Below are 17,296 nucleotides of genomic sequence, written 5' to 3'. Positions count from 1 at the left end.
CAAAAGAGGCACAGCCGGTAGAGTCGGCATTGTGTCTGACGTCCTAACCCAGCCCCTGCAGTTCACCGATCCCCGCGACCTCGCCGACCTGCGCACCTTCGCCACCCGGGCCCGGAGCATTGACGACGGCGCCATCCGGCTGAGCGCCGCCGGACCGGTCCTGGCCGCCTACGTCTGCGTGCTCCGGCCCCGGCTGCTGGGGGAGTCGACCCCGACGATCCTCGGGCTCCGGACCGTGGCGCTGGCCGCGCCCGCGGAACTCGATGTGACGGTGCCGCTGTCGGCGGTGCTGGACCGGCTGGCGCGCGCCGGCGCCGACGACGTCGAGCTTCCGGTGCCGCCGATGACCGTCACCGAGTCGTGGGCCGGCGTCGGCGCCCCACGGAGCGGGTGGGAGCCGCTCGGTGCGCTGCCCGATGCGGTCCTGCGGCAGAGCGCGGAAGCCGGCATCACCGAGATCGCCGCCATCATCCCGGACAAGCCCGGCGCGCTGATCGTCAACAACGCCAGGGCCACGGTCTGGGGACGTCCGCTGCCCGATGCCGGCGGGTTGCCCGCGGGCGCCGCCTTCGCCGCGCTGACGCTGGGCTTCCTCGCCGACGGCGAACAAAGCCTCTTCCGGGCCGGCCGGTGGTTCCGGCTCAGCAGCCCCCGCGGCCATGTACTGGTCCGGGCCGCCTCGGGACTCTAGCCCGCACCGCCCTCCGGCGCGCCGGGCCGGAGGCCCTTGACGGCCGCAAGTTGGAACGGGGTCTGCTGCCCGGCCCAGATTCCCGTCAGGGCCGCAGTTCCGGTGTGCTGCTCCGCCAATTCCAGGCGCCGGACGACCAGCACTTCCAGCTTCCCGGTCCCGACAACAATTCCCGCATCCACGCTGCGGGCGGTGAGAGACCCGATGCCCGGCGCCGCGGAGTGCAGCGGCCCGGTGCTACCCGTGACGGCATCCAGGTAGCAGGGATCACCGCACGCGTCGTAAACCCCCCTCGTCCCGAGGACCGAGTGCTGCATGGTTCCGATCAGATACGACTCGGCGTCGAGCAGGGGAGACGCCCGGTAGCTCAACGGCACCTGAAAGACGTTGTTGCCGTCCCCGACGATGATCGTCTCAAGCCCGACCTCGTGCTCCGCGGACCACGCCGCCCTCAGCCCTGCAAGGGCAGCCTGTTCCCAGTGGTTTCGTCGCGGATGAACAGCACGGGATCACCCCACCGACAGTGACGACGGTCTCGGCGTAAAGCACTTGTAGCCCGCATACCCGGCTAGGTATTATGGACGCAGAAAGACCCCGGAGACATTCCCCCAAGTGCCTCCGGGGTCTTTCCATGTCCCGCCCTACGCCCCTGAAGGGCTGTTGATCATTGAGAGCGCGGCCCGTTCCATGTAGTCCCAGAGCGTACCCTCGTAAAGCGGCGGCAACTCCAGGGCGTCGACGGCCGTGCGCATGTGGTGCAGCCAGGCGTCCTTCGCCTCGGGCGTCACGCGGAACGGCTGGTGCCGCATCCGCAGCCGCGGGTGGCCGCGCTCCTCGCCGTAGGTGGTGGGCCCGCCCCAGTACTGCTCCAGGAACATCAGGAAGCGCCGCTTGGCCGGGCCGAGGTCTTCCTCGGGATACATCGGGCGCAGCAGCGGGTCGGTCGCGACGCCGTCGTAGAACACGTCGATCAGCTTCACGAACGTTTCGTGTCCCCCCACGGCGTCATAGAAGTTGTCCGTGTAGCCGGGCTGGTTGAACGGATCGTTCTGCATCAGCTGCTTGGGCTGGCGGGGGTCGCCGGCGCTGGGGATCGTCATCTTATTCTCCGGCCTGTTGCTGGGCTGCGTGGGCGTCGTCCGCCGTGGAACTGTCGGGCGGCACGTAGCTGCCCTGCGAGCGGTTGCCCACCCGCAGGATCTCGCCGTTGCGCAGGTACCAGACGGTGCCGTCCTCGGCCCTGACCCGGGTGATACGCAGGCCCATGGACTCGACCGTGCCCACCACTTCGGACGTTTCGATGATGTCGCCGATCCCGTACTGGTCCTCGATGGTGATGAAGATACCGGCCAGGAAATCACGGATCAGCTGCTGGGCGCCGAAACCGATGGCGACGCCGAGGATGCCCACGCTGGTGAGCAGCGGGGCGATGTTGACGTTGAGGTTCTGCAGGACGTACATCACCGTGATCACGACGACGAGTACGCTTACCACGCTGTTGAGCAGGGACCCGATCGTGTTGGCCCGTTGCTCGCGCCGCTGGTGGTCCAGGGCACGCAGCGCCGGGGCCACCCAGCGGAAATGCGGCTTCTTGAAGAATGTGGTGCCGGCTGCGACGCGCTTGGTGATTCCTGCGATCACAAACGACGCCACCAGCCAGGTGGCGACGCCGACGCCGACGCTGATCAGGACGCCCGGCAGGTTGACGGCCGAGATGTCCGGCGGCGTGATGGGCTCAGCGGTGATAAGGCGGTACATCGGCGGGGTTTACTCCTTAGGCGCGCCCGCGTTCGCCGGGCGCATAACACTCTGTTCAGTTTCAACATTAGCGCCGTAGCGTTGCGCCATGCGCATCCTGGTCCTCGGCGGCACCGCCTTCCTGTCAGCAGAAATCGCCCGGCAGGCGGTCGCCGCCGGTCACGAGGTCATGTGCCTGGCCCGCGGAACCCGTTCGGCCCCACCGGAGGGCGCCACCTGGCTGCAGGCGGACCGGTCGCAGGGCCCCGCCGCGTACGCAGGCGCCGCCAGTGCGGAGGAGTGGGACGCCGTCGTCGACGTCGCCCGGGATCCCGGGCAGGCGCGGGAAGCGCTGGAAGCCCTGGCCGGGACCGCCCGGCATTGGACCTTCATCTCGAGCTGTTCGGTCTACGCGGACCACTCTGTCCCCGGCGCAGCCGAGGACGCCGCGGTGCTGGTCCCGCTGGCGGCGGACGTGGAACCGACACCGGAGAACTACGGCCAGGCGAAGTCGGCCATTGAACACGCGACGATGGAACTCGCCGGGGACAAGGCGCACCTGTGCCGCGCCGGGCTGATCGGCGGGCCGGGGGACGACTCGGACCGCTACGGCTACTGGCCCGCCCGCTTCGCCCGTGATTCGGCCCCGGTGCTGGCCCCGGACATCCCGGCGGACCCCACCCAGGTGATCGATGTGCGGGACCTCGCCGCGTGGGTGCTCAACGCGGCCGCCACCGGCGTCACCGGGGCGCTGAACGCCGTGGGCGACCCGGTGCCGTTTGCCGCCTACCTCGACGCAGCACGGCAGGCCGCCGGGGGAAGCGCCCAGGTGGTGGCCGCCCCGGCCGGCTGGCTTGCCGCCCGCGGGGTGAACTACTGGGCCGGCCCGGACTCGCTTCCGTTATGGCTCCCGCCAGGCCATGGCGGCTTTGCGACCCGCAGCAACGCCGCGGCGCTGGCGGCCGGGCTGCAGTTGCGGCCGTGGACCCGGACGGTGACGGACACCCTGGCCGACGAACGACGCCGCGGACTGGGCCGGGACCGGAAGGCGGGCCTCAGCCCGGACACCGAACGCCGGCTGCTGCGTGAGTTCCAGGCCGGCAATCAGCCCGGCTGAGCGTCCGCGTCCGGAGCGCCGGCGGGGTCCACGGCCGCCGAGGGCTCGTGCCGCACGGGGAAGTTGACGCTCCGGGCAATGAAGCAGACCGCGTTGGCCCCGCGGTGCAGCTCCTCCAGCAGCTCTTTGGCCACCGGAGCCGCCGTCGTGACCCGGGGCTTGAGCGTGGCCGACTCGAACTGGCCGCTGCCGTCCCGGTTGGTCCTCATCACGCCCTCGGCGCGGTCCTCATAGCCGGTCACCACCACGCCATGCTTCACGGCGACGTGCAAAAAGGACAGCATGTGGCACTGCGAAAGCGCAGCAAGCAGCAGCTGCTCCGGGTTGTACCGCTCCCGGTTGCCGTGGAACGTGCGGTCGGCGGAGCCCTTCAGGACCGGCAGCCCGGGGATCTCGACGTCGTGGTCGCGCGAGTAGCCCCGGTACGAGGAGGTCCCGGCCCCGAGGTTCCCGGTCCAGCGGACGGTCAACGCGTAGTGGTGCTCGTCGAGGCTCATGCGGCCAGTCTAACGGCGCAGACACGGCAGGACCCCGGCCCCTGGCGGCGCCGGGGTCCTGCCGTGCCGGGGTCCCGGTCTGCGGGATCCGGCCAGCCGGACTACACGTCCGCCGCGCGGGCACGCAGGGCGCGGGCGACGCCGTCGCGGTTCTCCAGCATCATCCGGCGCAGCGCCGCGCTGTCTTCCGGCAGCGACGCCAGGAACTTGTCCGTGCGGTCCACCGTGGCCTGCGTGGTCAGCTGCGCCGGGTAGAGCCCGACGACGATCTGCTGGGCCAGCGCGTGCGTGCGGTCCTTGACGATGCCCGGAACAGCCTCGAAGTACTTCTCCGCGTACGGCTTCAGCAGCGAGGTGTCCAACACGCGGGTGAAGCCGGCCACCGCCGATCCCTGCAGGGCATTGGACAGTTCGCCCTTGACCACAATCGACTCCCAGGCCTCGGCCTTGGCCCGGGCCGTGGGGATGGCTGCCTTGGCCAGCGCCGCCGCGTTCTGTCCGGTGGCGGTGTTGTCGTGCTCCAGTTCGGCGTCGATCTGCTCCTGCCCGGCCCGGCCGCCGACCACGAGCGACGCGATCAGCTCCCAGCGCAGGTCCTGGTCCACGGTGAGGCCGGGCAGCTCCAGTGAGCCGTCCAGCAGGGCCGCGACGGTGTCCAGCTGCCCGGCGCTGCGGGCCAGCAGGGCGTAGGACTTCACGAACTGCAGCTGCGCGTCGGACCCGGCCGGGACACGCGAGGCGAGCTCCCAGAGCCGGTCAGCGGCGGCGGTCGCGGTGGCGTCCTTGTGTTCCGCGGCCACGTAGAAGTTCAGCGTGGTGGCGAGCTGGCGCAGCTGGACCAGGATTACGGAGGAGTCGGATTCTTCGGCGATGTTGGCCAGGATGAGTTCCACGTAGCCGCGGGCGGGCGTTTCGCCGTCGCGCGCCGCGTCCCAGGCCGAGCCCCAGACCAGGGTGCGGGGGAGGCTCTGGCCGAAGTCCTTCAGGTGCGCCGTGGCGGTGGCGAGGGACTTCGGGTCAAGCCGGACTTTGGCGTAGGCGAGGTCGTCGTCGTTGAGCAGGATTAGGTCCGGCTGTGCCAGTCCTGCCAGGGCGGGAACCTCGGTGCGCTCGCCGTCGACGTCGAGCTCCTCGCGGTGCACACGCTCCAGCTTCCCGGCGCCGTCCAGATTATAGAAGCCGACGGCGAGCCGGTGCGGGCGGATGGTCGGCTGGGCCTCGGTGGCGGACTGCAGGATGGCGAAGGAGGAAATGTTCCCGTCCCCGCCGACGGACAGTTCGGGCTTGAGCGTGTTCACGCCGGCGGTTTCCAGCCAGAGCCGGCCCCAGTGGTCCAGGTCGCGGCCGCTCGCCTTTTCCAGCTCGACCATCAGGTCGCTGAGCTCGGTGTTCTGCCAGGAGTGCTTGCGGAAGTACTCGCGGACGCCGGCCATGAATTCTTCCGGACCCACCCAGGCCACCAGCTGGCGCAGCACCGAGGCGCCCTTGGCATAGGTGATGCCGTCGAAGTTCACCTCGACGTCCTGCAGGTCGTTGATCTCGGCGAAGATCGGGTGGGTGGTGGGCAGCTGGTCCTGGCGGTAGGCCCAGGACTTCTCCACCGAGGCGAAGGTGGTCCAGGCGTGGTCGAATTTCGTGTTCTCCACGGCCGCGAGGTGGGACATGTACTCGGCGAAGGACTCGTTGAGCCAGAGGTCGTTCCACCAGCGCATGGTCACAAGGTCCCCGAACCACATGTGGGCGAGTTCGTGCAGCACCGTGATGGCCCGGCGTTCCACCTGGGCATCCGTCACCTTGCTGCGGAAGACATAGCCTTCCAGGATCGTCACGGCCCCGGCGTTCTCCATGGCCCCGGCGTTGAACTCCGGCACGAAGAGCTGGTCGTACTTCTCGAACGGGTAAGGGCAGCCGAACTGGGCCTCGAAGAACTCGAAGCCCTGGCGGGTGAGTTCAAAGATGTTGTCCGCGTCGAGGTACTGCATGAGCGACTTGCGGGCAAAAACACCCAGCGGGGTCACTTTCCCGTCCGCGGACTTCACCTCGCTGCGGACCGACTGGTACGGCCCGGCGATCAGCGCAGTGACGTAGGAAGAGAGCCGCGGGGTAGGGGCGAACTCCCAGACCGAGCGCGCGCCGCCGTCCTCGCCGGGAATGGTTTCCACCGGCGTGGGGGTGGGGGAGTTGGAGACGACGTCCCAGTGCGAGGGCGCGGTGACGGTGAAGCTGAAGCTGGCCTTGAGGTCGGGCTGCTCGAAGACGGCGAACATGCGCCGGGAATCGGGGACCTCGAACTGGGTGTACAGGTAGACCTCGTTGTCCACCGGGTCTACGAAGCGGTGCAGGCCCTCGCCGGTGTTCATGTAGGGCGCGTCCGCGACCACCAGCAGCTCGTTCTCCGCGGCCAGGTCCGGCAGCTGGATCCGGATGCCGTCGGAGACCTCCGCAGGATCCAGCTCGCGGCCGTTCAGCGTGACGCTGTGCACCGTGTGGGTCACGGCGTCGATGAAGGTCGAGGACCCGGGCTTGGCCGTGAACTTCACAGCAGTGGTGGAGCCGAAGACCTTCTCGCCCCGGGTCAGGTCGAGGCTGACTTCGTAGGAGTCGACGGCGATTAGTTCGGCGCGCTCGCGGGCTTCGGCGCGCGTGAGGTTCATACCGGGCAAGAGGTGCCTCCAGGGGTGGTGGGAACGGTGGAAACGATACTGTGAAATCATTCTTTCACGTTGGGCCGGGTTGGCAAGTTGTGCGCGTCACAGCGCTCCCGCTCCGGGCGGCTCCGGCAGGGGTAGCGTTGGAGCTATGGGAAAGTTCCGGGATTCCGTTGACGCCAGGGCCCTGCGGTTCGCCGTGGGCTTCCCGCTGATGCTGGCGGCCGCCTTCGTGGTGTGCGCGCTGCTGATCCGCGCGGACCTGCCTGAGCCGTTGGCGGTGCGCTGGACCGACGCCGGCGCCGCTGATTTCGCGCCGTTCGGGGCCGTGGTGGGGGTCGGTGCGGCCCTGATCGTGCTGGTCGGCTGGGCCGTCCTGCTGCAGGCGGCGCCACTGTCGCGGCCGGCCGTGATGCGCCGGTTCATGATGGGCGCCGGGCTGGCCGTAAGCCTTTTCGTCACCACTGTCCTCGCCGCACTGCTGGTGGGCCAGCTCGGTCTCGCCGACGCCCGCGCATCCCGCGTGGACGTGGCGGTCCTGGCGATGGGCAGCGGGGCGGCCCTGGGGCTCGGGGTCGTCATGGGGTTCGTGTTCAAGGCCGACGAGCGGTGGTCCTCGGACGACGAACGGGCCGTGCAGGCTGCGCTCGAACGGGAACGGGACCCCGAACTGGCCGGCGACTCCGTCAGCCTCTGGGTCCACGCCCGCAGCTCGGTCTTTGTCATGTTGGGGATTGCCACGCTGTTTCCCGCGGCCCTGCTCACCGTCGCTGTGCCCTGGCTGGCCGCGCTCCTGGTGGCCATCGCGCTGCTGGCCGCCGTGTTCCTTTTCGCCCGCATCCGGGTGGACCGCAGCGGCCTGCGGGTCTTTGCCGCCGGATTTGTCCGGGTCATGGATGTTCCCGCGGCAGCCATTGACTCGGCGACGCCGAAAGACGTCAAGGCCGCCGACTACGGCGGCTGGGGCTACCGCAGCCACGGCGCCACAACGGCGATGCTGGTCAGCAGCGGGCCGGCCGTCGTCGTCGACCGCTCCGACGGCCGCCGGCTTGCGGTAAGCGGCGGCAGCGCGACGACGGCGGACAACGTGGCGCAGGTGCTGTCCCGCGTGGCGGCCCGGGCACGCCGCAACGGCGGGGCGCCGGCCGCCTAGCCCTAGTAGGCTGGGAGCAGCCCTGATCAGCAGCGCCGAGAGTCCACCGGCGCCCCAAAGAACGGATACGCCGTGACCACTGCCCCGGATTTCCCGCGCGTTCACATCGCCACCGACCACGCCGGCATGGAGCTCAGCGCCCACTTGGTGGCCCACCTCAGCGCGAAGGGCTACGAGGTCGTGGACCACGGGCCCAAGGTCTACGACGCGCTGGATGACTACCCGTCCTTCTGCATCAACGCCGCTCGCGCCGTCGTGGCGGACCAGGCAGCCGGCACCTCCGCGCTGGGTATCGTCCTGGGCGGCTCCGGCAACGGCGAACAGATCGCGGCCAACAAGGTCAAGGGGGTGCGCGCCGCCCTGGCGTGGAACCTGTCCACCGCCAAACTGGCCCGTGAGCACAACGACGCCAACGTCGTGGCGGTCGGCGGCCGCCAGCACAGCGTCGATGAGGCCACCGCTATCATCGAGGCTTTCCTCACCGAACCCTTCAGCAACGACGAGCGGCACATCCGCCGGATCGGCAAGATCGCCACCTACGAGGCCACCGGCGAGGTCGTCGAATAGTGCCGGAAGGGCATTCGGTCCACCGTTTGGCCCGCCAGTTCGCCGACGTTTTCGCGGGGGAGAGGCTCGCCGTCTCCAGCCCGCAGGGACGCTTCGCGCAGGGGGCAGCGCTGCTGGACGGCCAGGTCCTTACAGGCTCCGTGGCGCACGGAAAGCACCTGTTCCTCGGCTTCGAGCACGGCCTGGTCCTGCACGTCCACCTGGGGCTGTACGGCGCCTGGGACTTCGGCGGCGACGCGGGCTTCCGCGGCGCCTCCAGCATCGGCGCGCCCCGGAAAATTGGGGAACGGGAGGTCTACGGCGAGGATCCGGACCCCGTATACGCGGGACCGCCGGCTCCCGTCGGAGCGGTCCGGGTGCGGCTGGCCAGCGGCCACGGCTGGGCCGACCTGCGCGGCGCAACCACCTGCGAAACCCTCACTGGCGTCGAGGTCGAAACAGTGCTGGCCCGGCTGGGCCCGGACCCGTTGCGGAACCTCCCGGGCGACCGGGACTCCTTCATCTCCGGGCTGGCGAAAAAGCGCACCCCGCTGGCCACGCTGCTGATGGACCAAAAGGTGATTGCCGGCGTCGGGAACGTCTACCGGGCCGAACTGCTGTTCCGGCAGCGGCTGGACCCCTGGCTGCCGGGAGCAGCCCTGCCGGCAGACGCCGCCGGGCAGCTCTGGGACGACGCCGTGGTGATGATGTCCGACGGCGTCCGCGACGGCCGGATCATCACCACCCCGGCGCGCTACTGGACCGGGCAGGAGGACGGGACCCGGACGGGCGACAGGAGCGGGCACGACGACGGGACGGGGCCAGGCGAGGAGGAGGCGCACTTTGTCTACAGGCGGCAGGGCCTGGACTGCCGCGACTGCGGCACGGCCGTGGCGCTGACCGAGCACGCTGCCCGGAAGCTCTACTGGTGCCCGGTCTGCCAGGGGGCCTGAAGAAACCGATTTGCCGGGTCCCTGTGTCGATTGCTCCGTAACTGCCCTTTAGACCGCGGGAAGGGCAGTTACGGAGCAGTCGATGGGGGTGGGTACGAAAAAAGCCCCTCCGGAGAGGGGCCCTGGCTTCGTCATATTCTGGAGGGGACGACGGGAATCGAACCCGCGTAATCAGTTTGGAAGACTGAGGCTTTACCATTAAGCTACGTCCCCGGGAATTTGCTGGAACTTCAGCAAAACTTCCGGGCGGCTTGTGAAGCCGGATACAACTAAACCCAATGCAGGCCCCTAGTGTCAAATGTGCAAATCAGCACAGTATGACCGTAGACTGTTCTGTGCACTTACGGGGTGTAGCTCAGCTTGGCTAGAGCGCCTGCTTTGGGAGCAGGAAGTCGCAGGTTCAAATCCTGTCACCCCGACTCTGCAGCAACTGCCAGATAAGTGGCGTTGCAGAACCCCATCCCCCAAAACCAGGAGTACTTAGACTGTGAAGAGCGCTGTCGAGAACCTCACCCCCACGCGGGTAAAGCTCAATGTTGAGGTCCCCTTTGAGGAATTGAAGCCCAGCATCGCAGAGGCATACAAGACTGTTGCTTCGCAGATCCAGGTTCCCGGGTTCCGCAAGGGCAAAGTCCCCTCCAAGCTCATTGACCAGCGCGTCGGCCGCGGCTACGTTCTGGAAACGGCCATCAACGAAGGCCTCAACGGCTGGTACCAGGCGGCCGTACAGGAAACCGGCATCCGCCCGCTGAGCCGTCCCGAGGTGGAAATCACCGAGGTGCCGGACCCGTCCGCCACCGACGGTGAGCTGAAGTTCCACGCCGAGGTCGACATCCGCCCCGAGATCGAGCTCCCGGACTACTCCGGCATCAAGGTTGAGGTTGCCGCTGCAGAGTCGTCGGACGCCGACGTCGACAAGGCCCTCGACGAACTGCGCGGCCGCTTCGGCACGCTCAAGTCCGTGGACCGCCCCGCCGCCGACGGTGACTTCCTCACCATCGACATCACCGCCACGATCGACGGCGCCGAGGTCGACTCCGCCTCGGGCCTGTCCTATCAGGTAGGCGCCGGCACCATGCTCGAAGGCCTGGACGAAGCCGTCACCGGCCTCAGCGCAGACGAGGACGCCATCTTCGACACCACCCTCGTGGGCGGCGACCACGCCGGCGAATCCGCGCAGGTCAAGGTTGTTGTCAAGGCCGTCAAGGAGCGCGAGCTCCCCGAGGCCAACGACGACTTCGCCCAGCTGGCCTCCGAGTTCGACACCCTGGCCGAGCTCCGCGAGGACCTCGCCAAGCAGGCCGCCGACTCCAAGACCGTCGAGCAGGGTGTCGAGGCCCGCGACAAGGTTCTGGACAAGCTCGTTGAGCTCGTGTCGGTTCCGGTTCCGGAATCCGTCGTCGAAGAGCAGCTCGAGCAGCACTTCAGCGCCGAGAACTCCCACGGTGAAGGCGAGCACGACACCGAGGAGCACCGCGCCGAGGTCAAGGCCAACACCGAGCGGGCCTTCCAGAACGAGGTCATCCTTGACGCCATCGCCGAAAAGGAAGAAGTCAACGTCACTCAGAACGAGCTGATCGACTACATCGTGACCACCGCCAGCCAGTACGGCATGGACCCGAACCAGTTCGCCCAGATCATCGATCAGAGCGGCCAGGTCCCCATGATGGTCTCCGAGGTCCGCCGCCGCAAGGCTCTCGCCGTGGTCCTGGGCCAGGCCGAGGTCACCGACACCGAGGGCAACACGATTGACCTCAGCGACTTCGTCCGCCCCGGCGGCGAAGAGGCTTCCTTCGAAGCCGAGGCGTCCGAGGAAGCAGCCGAGTCGTCCGAGGACACGGCAGCCGCCGAAGCGCCGAAGAATGACGACCCGGCTGCCGTGAAGTTCTAGCACCCGCAGTCCCCGCAGTTCCTGCCCGCACCCCCGGATCACCGATCCGGGGGTGCGGCTTTTTAAGCCTGCGATGAACGCTCCGGGGCAAACGTGCGCCGTCAGCGAACAGCCCTGTACCTGAGCACAAAGGAGCCGGGAAAACCGTTAGTGTCCATGTAGGAAAGTTCAGTGATGCCGTCCAGTGGCGTCACCGTCGCCAGCGAGAGGTAAGTACACATGTCACAGCAAGCAGGGGCACCCCGGATGGCTACCGTCGATCCGGCAGCCCAGGATAACTACATTTACAACCGCCTGCTGAAAGAGCGCATCATCTGGCTCGGTTCCGAGGTCCGCGACGAGAACGCCAACGCGATCTGCTCGCAGCTGCTGCTGCTCTCGGCCGAGAACCCCGAGAAGGACATCTACCTGTACATCAACTCGCCCGGCGGCTCCGTCACGGCCGGCATGGCCATCTACGACACGATGCAGTTCATCCCGAACGACGTTGTCACCGTGGCCACCGGCCTGGCCGCCTCGATGGGCCAGTTCCTGCTCTCCTCCGGCACCAAGGGTAAGCGCTACGCCACCCCGAACGCCCGCATCCTGATGCACCAGCCCTCGGGCGGCATCGGCGGCACCGCCTCGGACATCAAGATCCAGGCAGAGCTGATCCTGCACATGAAGAAGGTCATGGCCGAACTGACCGCCGAGCAGACCGGACAGACCGTGGAGACCATCCTCAAGGACAACGACCGCGACAAGTGGTTCACGGCGCCCGAAGCCCTGGAATACGGCTTCTTCGACAAGATCGCGGCGCACGCCGGGTCCGTGGCAGGCGGCGGCGGGACCAACGCCGGCACCGAAAACTAACCGGCACGCAGACAGAACCGACTTCAGGAGCAAAGAATATGAACTACAACTTCGGATCGACTGCCGGTAACCTGCCGAGCAGCCGCTACGTGCTGCCGCAGTTTGAAGAGCGCACCCCCTACGGCTTCAAGCGCCAGGACCCCTACACCAAGCTCTTCGAGGACCGCATCATCTTCCTGGGCGTCCAGGTCGACGACGCCTCCGCCGATGACGTGATGGCGCAGCTGCTGGTGCTCGAGTCCACCGACCCGGACCGCGACATCACGCTCTACATCAACTCCCCGGGCGGTTCCTTCACCGCCATGACGGCGATCTACGACACGATGCAGTACATCCGCCCGGAGATCCAGACGGTCTGCCTGGGCCAGGCCGCCAGTGCGGCCGCCGTGCTGCTCGCCGCCGGCACCCCGGGCAAGCGCCTGGCCCTGCCGAACGCACGCGTCCTGATCCACCAGCCCGCCCTCTCCGGCGGCCAGGGCGGACAGGCCTCCGACCTGGAGATCCAGGCCGCCGAGGTCATGCGGATGCGCTCCTGGCTCGAGGACACGCTGGCCAAGCACTCCGGCCGCACCTCGGAGCAGGTCAACAACGACATCGAACGCGACAAGATCCTCACCGCCGCAGAAGCCATGAGCTACGGCCTGATCGACCAGGTGCTTGACTCCCGCAAGATCAAGCCCCAGGCGATCACGAAGTAACGACCAGGCAGCATGATCCACGGATGAAACACGACGCCGGTGCGGCTCAGCAGAATCGGGCCGCACCGGCGTCTTCTTTCCACCCATCAGGCCGAAAGTGACCTAGAGTGGAAGTTGTCACGGCCACGTCCCGCCAGGAACGTCCGTGATTCCAGTAACGGGTGCAGCGCTGCACAGGAGCACGACCCAGCCGGCAGCAAGATAATAAGGGGTTCACATATGGCTCGGATTGGCGAGAGCACCGATCTGCTGAAGTGTTCTTTCTGCGGAAAGAGCCAGAAGCAGGTCCGCAAGCTCATTGCCGGGCCCGGCGTCTACATCTGCGACGAGTGCATTGAACTCTGCAACGAGATCATTGAAGAAGAACTCGCCGAAGTAGCTGACCTTGGCAGCTTTGAGCTGCCCAAGCCCCGCGAAATCTTCGACTTCCTGCAGGAATACGTGATCGGCCAGGAGCCCGCCAAGCGGTCCCTCGCCGTCGCCGTCTACAACCACTACAAGCGGATCCAGGCCGGCCACGCCCCCAAGAGCGGCGCGCTGGCCGACGGCGGGCACCACGACGACGTCGAGATCGCCAAGTCCAACATCCTGCTGATCGGCCCCACCGGCTGCGGCAAAACCTACCTGGCGCAGACCCTGGCCCGGCGGCTCAACGTCCCGTTCGCCGTCGCGGACGCCACCGCCCTGACCGAAGCCGGCTACGTGGGCGAAGACGTCGAGAACATCCTGCTCAAGCTGATCCAGGCCGCGGACTACGACGTCAAGAAGGCCGAACAGGGCATCATCTACATCGACGAGATCGACAAGATCTCGCGCAAGAGCGAGAACCCCTCCATCACCCGTGACGTCTCGGGTGAAGGCGTGCAGCAGGCACTGTTGAAGATCCTCGAAGGCACGGTCGCCTCCGTCCCGCCGCAGGGCGGCCGCAAGCACCCGCACCAGGAATTCATCCAGATCGACACTACCAACGTTCTCTTCATTGTGGCCGGCGCCTTCGCGGGCCTGGAGGAGATCATCGGGTCACGCTCCGGCCGCAAGGGCATCGGCTTCGGTGCCCCGCTGAACGAGGTCAAGAACAACGCGGATTCCTACGGCGAGGTCATGCCCGAAGACCTGCTGAAGTTCGGCCTCATCCCGGAATTCATCGGCCGGCTGCCGGTCATCACCACCGTCTCCAATCTGGACCGGCCGGCGCTGATCCAGATCCTGTCCACACCCAAGAACGCGCTCGTCAAGCAGTACCAGAAGATGTTCCAGCTCGACGGCGTTGAACTGGTCTTCGAGGACGAAGCCCTGGACATGATCGCGGACCAGGCCCTCGAACGCGGCACCGGTGCCCGCGGCCTCCGCGCCATCATGGAGGAAGTCCTGCTGCCGGTGATGTTCGACCTCCCGAGCCGCGATGACGTTGCCAGCGTGGTCATCACCGAGGACGTCGTGGCCAAGAAGGCGGCGCCCACCATGATCGCCCACGACGTGAAACGCCGTAAATCCGCCTGACTGAGGGCCGCGTCCCGCTCGTAAAAGAGTCGGAATAAATCCGCCGGGCATATCGCTGTGCGTAAGTGATGCTCCGCGCCCCCCGTGCCACTGCCGCGGGAATGCCGCGGGGCAACTCCCCGAACACGTCCAAAGGAGAACCCTGTGCCCGAAACGATGACGAACAAAGCAGACTTCTGGTTCGACCCGATGTGCCCCTTCGCCTGGGTGACCTCGCGCTGGATCTCCGAGGTGGAAGACGTCCGGGACATCCAGACCGAATGGCACGTGATGAGCCTGGCGGTCCTGAACGAGGGACGCGACGAGCTCCCGGCCGACTACAAGGATTTCCTGGTCAAGGCGTGGGCGCCGGTACGGGTGATCGTGGCGGCGGCCGAGAAGCACGGCGCCGAGTACATCAAGCCCCTCTACGACGCCATGGGCACCAAGATCCACAATGAGGGCAACAAGGACATTGCCGAGGTCATCACCAAGTCGCTGGCCGAGGTGGGCCTGCCGGCAGAGCTCGCGAAGGCGGGAGAGGCCGATGAGTTTGACGCCCAGCTGCGCTCCAGCCACGACGCCGGCATCTCGCTGGTCGGCCAGGACGTCGGGACCCCGGTGGTCGCGTTCAACGGCACCGCTTTCTTCGGCCCCGTCCTGACCCGCATCCCCCGCGGAGAAGACGCCGGAAAGCTGTGGGACGCCACCGTGGCCCTGGCCTCCTTCCCGTACTTCTTCGAACTCAAGCGCAGCCGCACCGAGAGCCCTGTTTTCAGCTAGGTCGCGGCCCGGCCGCACGCGCCAAGGGCCCCGGACTAACTACTGCCGTGTAGTTCATCCGGGGCCCTTGTGCATCCGGAAGGGCGGGAGAACAATAGAACGTACCCACTTCGAAAGAAGCGGGACGCAGGAACCAAAGATTCAGTGACACTCATCCGACGCAGCCTTCGGCAAAGTCAGATGATGGCTACCAGTGACGAGGTAGGAAGACCTGAAATTCCAAGGATCCCGCCAGATTGCCTAAGACGTCACGTGGCAATCGAAAAGTCGAAGCCCCACCAACCGCAAAAAGCTGATGGGGCTTCCCCTTTGCCCAAAAACGCTGCACGCCACAATCGCTGCAGGCCAAAAATCGCCCCGAGGGTGGTGAGCCGTGAGCACCGAGCCCATCGCGAACTACGCGTTGCTCTCGGACTGCTGGTCTGCCGCGCTGGTCAGCACCGCAGGCTCTGTTGACTGGCTTTGTTTTCCCCGCTTCGACAGCCCCTCGGTTTTCGGCCGGCTGCTGGGCGAGGACGCCGGGTTCTGGTCCGTCCGGCCGGTCGGCGCGCACTCGACCACCCGGCAATACCGCGGACCAACCATGGTCCTCGAGTCGCTTCACAGCACCGCCCACGGTCAACTCACCGTCAGCGACGCACTGGCTCTGGGCCCCGGACGGCGCGGCCACGACCTCGGCGAGGCGTCACCCGGGACGTTGCTGCGCCAGCTCGCCTGCACCACGGGGACCGTGGAGGTCGAGGTCACTTTCGCGCCGCGGCCCGGCTACGGCCTCATCCGCCCGGTGCTGCAAAACGTCGACGGCGGCGTCCTGGTCCACGCCGGAGCAGAGGAGCTCGCCTTATCCACCCCGGTGCCCTTCGAGCTCGACGGCGGTACGGCCCGCACCGTCCTCCGCCTGGCTGCCGGGGACGTTGTTGGCTTCGCCCTGCACCGCCAACGCGGCGCCGGTGAGGAGCCGGCGCTGTGGAGCCAGCAGGAGACGGTGCAGCGGCTTGACGACACCGTCGAGGGCTGGACCAGCTGGTCCGGCATCCACCAAAACTACCGCGGCCCCTGGCAGGAGCTGGTGGCCGGCAGCGGCCGGGTCCTGCAGGCCCTCAGCTACTATCCTTCCGGCGCCATCGTGGCGGCCCCGACCACCTCATTGCCCGAGGTGGCCGGCGGCACCCGCAACTGGGACTACCGCTACACCTGGGTGCGGGACGCCAGCATGACCCTGCAGGCGCTCTGGGTGGCGGCCTGCCCGGACGAGGCGGGCAAGTTCTTCCAGTTCCTCGCGACCGCCGCCGCCCGCCAGCTGGCCGGCGGCGAGGAGTTGCAGATCATGTACGGGGTCGGCGGCGAGCGGGACTTGCCGGAACGGGTGCTGGACCACCTCCCCGGCTGGCGGGCCAGTTCGCCGGTGCGGGTCGGCAACGGCGCGTGGAACCAGCGGCAGCTCGATGTTTACGGTGAGCTGCTGGACGCGGCCGCGACCATGCCGGAATTCCTCGCGGAGCTGGCGCCGGAAACCCTGCGGTTCCTCGCCGATGCGGCCGACGCCGCCGTGGCCCGCTGGCGGAACCGCGACCAGGGCATCTGGGAGGTTCGCGGCGAACCACGGCACTACCTCTATTCCAAGCTGATGTGCTGGGTGGCGGTGGACCGCGCCATCACCCTCGCCGGGGTGCTGGGCGCCACGGCCCGGGTGCCGGGCTGGGCCGACGCCCGGGAGCAGATCGCCGACTCCATCCGTACCAACGGCTGGAACGAAGCCGCCGGGGCCTACACCCAGGCCTACGGAGCGGAACAACTCGACGCTTCAGCCCTGATGCTGGGTATTGTGGGTTTCCTGCCGGCCGGTGATCCGCGGTTCCTGGCCACGGTGGAGGCCATCGAGCAGCGGCTCACCGACGGCCGCGGCCTGGTCTACCGGTACCACGGCGATGACGGTCTTCCGGGAGAGGAAGGCGCGTTCCTGCTTTGCACCTTCTGGCTGGCGCACGCCCTCGCCCTGGCCGGGCTGACGGAACGGGCCACGGCCGTCTTCGAACGGGCGGCCGGATTCGCCACCGGCCTGGGACTGATGGCAGAGGAAGTAGCCCCGGACAGCCGGGAGCTGCTGGGCAACTTTCCGCAGGCCTTCAGCCACATCGGCCTGGTCAACGCGGCCTGGGCCATCGGCGAAGCTGAACGGCGAAGCCAGGGTTCCGCTACCTGACAGCGGCAGAGGACTGGAGCGGCGTTGAGGGAACAAGTGTGGAGACGC

At 67.6% G+C, this 17,296-nt stretch carries 16 protein-coding genes and 2 tRNA genes; 12 read left to right on the top strand and 6 right to left on the bottom strand.

Annotation, left to right across the window (positions count from 1 at the left end; genetic code table 11):
• Window positions 1–31: 31 nt before the first annotated feature.
• Window positions 32–691 (top strand): DUF8185 domain-containing protein, encoded by a 660-nt coding sequence (locus ACUYM2_RS10700; RefSeq protein WP_481600039.1) that lies wholly within the window; start codon window positions 32–34, stop codon window positions 689–691.
• Here the strand turns inward: ACUYM2_RS10700 and ACUYM2_RS10695 are convergent.
• The 3 genes from ACUYM2_RS10695 to ACUYM2_RS10685 all read right to left on the bottom strand — a co-directional run bounded on the left by ACUYM2_RS10695 (window position 688) and on the right by ACUYM2_RS10685 (window position 2,449).
• Window positions 688–1,146 carry a maltokinase N-terminal cap-like domain-containing protein gene (locus tag ACUYM2_RS10695; protein ID WP_481601470.1) on the bottom strand — a complete coding sequence of 153 codons (459 nt, stop codon included), beginning with the start codon at window positions 1,144–1,146 and terminating at the stop codon, window positions 688–690. The two genes, ACUYM2_RS10700 and ACUYM2_RS10695, sit on opposite strands and share 4 nt — an antisense overlap.
• 186 nt (window positions 1,147–1,332) lie before the next feature.
• Window positions 1,333–1,791: a globin gene (locus ACUYM2_RS10690; RefSeq protein ID WP_481600038.1), complete on the bottom strand. Its 459-nt coding sequence runs from the start codon at window positions 1,789–1,791 to the stop codon at window positions 1,333–1,335.
• Window position 1,792: 1 nt separating this feature from the next.
• Complete coding sequence (locus ACUYM2_RS10685) at window positions 1,793–2,449, bottom strand: mechanosensitive ion channel family protein (protein ID WP_481600037.1); 657 nt, start codon at window positions 2,447–2,449, stop codon at window positions 1,793–1,795.
• 88 nt (window positions 2,450–2,537) lie between these two features.
• Between ACUYM2_RS10685 and ACUYM2_RS10680 the strand changes: the two genes are divergently transcribed.
• Complete coding sequence (locus ACUYM2_RS10680; RefSeq protein ID WP_481600036.1) at window positions 2,538–3,545, top strand: Rossmann-fold NAD(P)-binding domain-containing protein; 1,008 nt, start codon at window positions 2,538–2,540, stop codon at window positions 3,543–3,545.
• Here the strand turns inward: ACUYM2_RS10680 and ACUYM2_RS10675 are convergent.
• Entirely contained in the window at window positions 3,533–4,042 is a 510-nt protein-coding gene (locus tag ACUYM2_RS10675; protein WP_481600035.1) for an OsmC family protein, read from the bottom strand. The genes ACUYM2_RS10680 and ACUYM2_RS10675 overlap by 13 nt on opposite strands.
• 101 nt (window positions 4,043–4,143) lie before the next feature.
• Entirely contained in the window at window positions 4,144–6,696 is a 2,553-nt protein-coding gene (pepN, locus tag ACUYM2_RS10670) for an aminopeptidase N (RefSeq protein WP_481600034.1), read from the bottom strand.
• A 145-nt stretch (window positions 6,697–6,841) separates the two neighbouring features.
• Between pepN and ACUYM2_RS10665 the strand changes: the two genes are divergently transcribed.
• From ACUYM2_RS10665 to ACUYM2_RS10655, 3 genes are all read left to right on the top strand, one after another.
• Window positions 6,842–7,843 carry a hypothetical protein gene (locus ACUYM2_RS10665; RefSeq protein WP_481600033.1) on the top strand — a complete coding sequence of 334 codons (1,002 nt, stop codon included), beginning with the start codon at window positions 6,842–6,844 and terminating at the stop codon, window positions 7,841–7,843.
• Between the two features lie 72 nt (window positions 7,844–7,915).
• Complete coding sequence (locus ACUYM2_RS10660; RefSeq protein WP_481600032.1) at window positions 7,916–8,410, top strand: ribose-5-phosphate isomerase; 495 nt, start codon at window positions 7,916–7,918, stop codon at window positions 8,408–8,410.
• The gene (locus ACUYM2_RS10655; RefSeq protein WP_481600031.1) at window positions 8,410–9,342 is read left to right on the top strand and encodes an Fpg/Nei family DNA glycosylase; all 933 of its coding nucleotides are present in this window, start codon (window positions 8,410–8,412) and stop codon (window positions 9,340–9,342) included. Before ACUYM2_RS10660 ends, ACUYM2_RS10655 begins: the two co-directional genes overlap by 1 nt.
• Before the next feature lie 139 nt (window positions 9,343–9,481).
• Here ACUYM2_RS10655 and ACUYM2_RS10650 read toward each other — a convergent pair.
• Window positions 9,482–9,555, bottom strand: a tRNA-Gly gene (locus ACUYM2_RS10650).
• A gap of 131 nt (window positions 9,556–9,686) precedes the next feature.
• Here ACUYM2_RS10650 and ACUYM2_RS10645 point away from each other — a divergent pair.
• The 7 genes from ACUYM2_RS10645 to ACUYM2_RS10615 all read left to right on the top strand — a co-directional run bounded on the left by ACUYM2_RS10645 (window position 9,687) and on the right by ACUYM2_RS10615 (window position 17,248).
• Window positions 9,687–9,761 (top strand) — tRNA-Pro (locus ACUYM2_RS10645).
• Between the two features lie 68 nt (window positions 9,762–9,829).
• The gene (gene tig, locus ACUYM2_RS10640) at window positions 9,830–11,233 is read left to right on the top strand and encodes a trigger factor (RefSeq protein WP_481600030.1); all 1,404 of its coding nucleotides are present in this window, start codon (window positions 9,830–9,832) and stop codon (window positions 11,231–11,233) included.
• Between the two features lie 246 nt (window positions 11,234–11,479).
• Window positions 11,480–12,085 carry an ATP-dependent Clp protease proteolytic subunit gene (locus ACUYM2_RS10635; RefSeq protein WP_481601469.1) on the top strand — a complete coding sequence of 202 codons (606 nt, stop codon included), beginning with the start codon at window positions 11,480–11,482 and terminating at the stop codon, window positions 12,083–12,085.
• Between the two features lie 38 nt (window positions 12,086–12,123).
• Complete coding sequence (locus ACUYM2_RS10630) at window positions 12,124–12,783, top strand: ATP-dependent Clp protease proteolytic subunit (RefSeq protein ID WP_146338590.1); 660 nt, start codon at window positions 12,124–12,126, stop codon at window positions 12,781–12,783.
• Between the two features lie 219 nt (window positions 12,784–13,002).
• Complete coding sequence (gene clpX / locus ACUYM2_RS10625) at window positions 13,003–14,283, top strand: ATP-dependent Clp protease ATP-binding subunit ClpX (RefSeq protein ID WP_481600029.1); 1,281 nt, start codon at window positions 13,003–13,005, stop codon at window positions 14,281–14,283.
• Window positions 14,284–14,427: 144 nt separating this feature from the next.
• Window positions 14,428–15,045, top strand: coding sequence for a mycothiol-dependent nitroreductase Rv2466c family protein (locus tag ACUYM2_RS10620; protein WP_481600028.1), 618 nt, complete (start codon window positions 14,428–14,430; stop codon window positions 15,043–15,045).
• Window positions 15,046–15,418: 373 nt separating this feature from the next.
• Complete coding sequence (locus ACUYM2_RS10615) at window positions 15,419–17,248, top strand: glycoside hydrolase family 15 protein (RefSeq protein WP_481600027.1); 1,830 nt, start codon at window positions 15,419–15,421, stop codon at window positions 17,246–17,248.
• The last annotated feature ends 48 nt before the right edge of the window (window positions 17,249–17,296 follow it).

It is taken from the genome of Arthrobacter sp. SD1074B (assembly GCF_056780195.1).
This window is presented reverse-complemented; position numbering and strand designations above follow the sequence as displayed.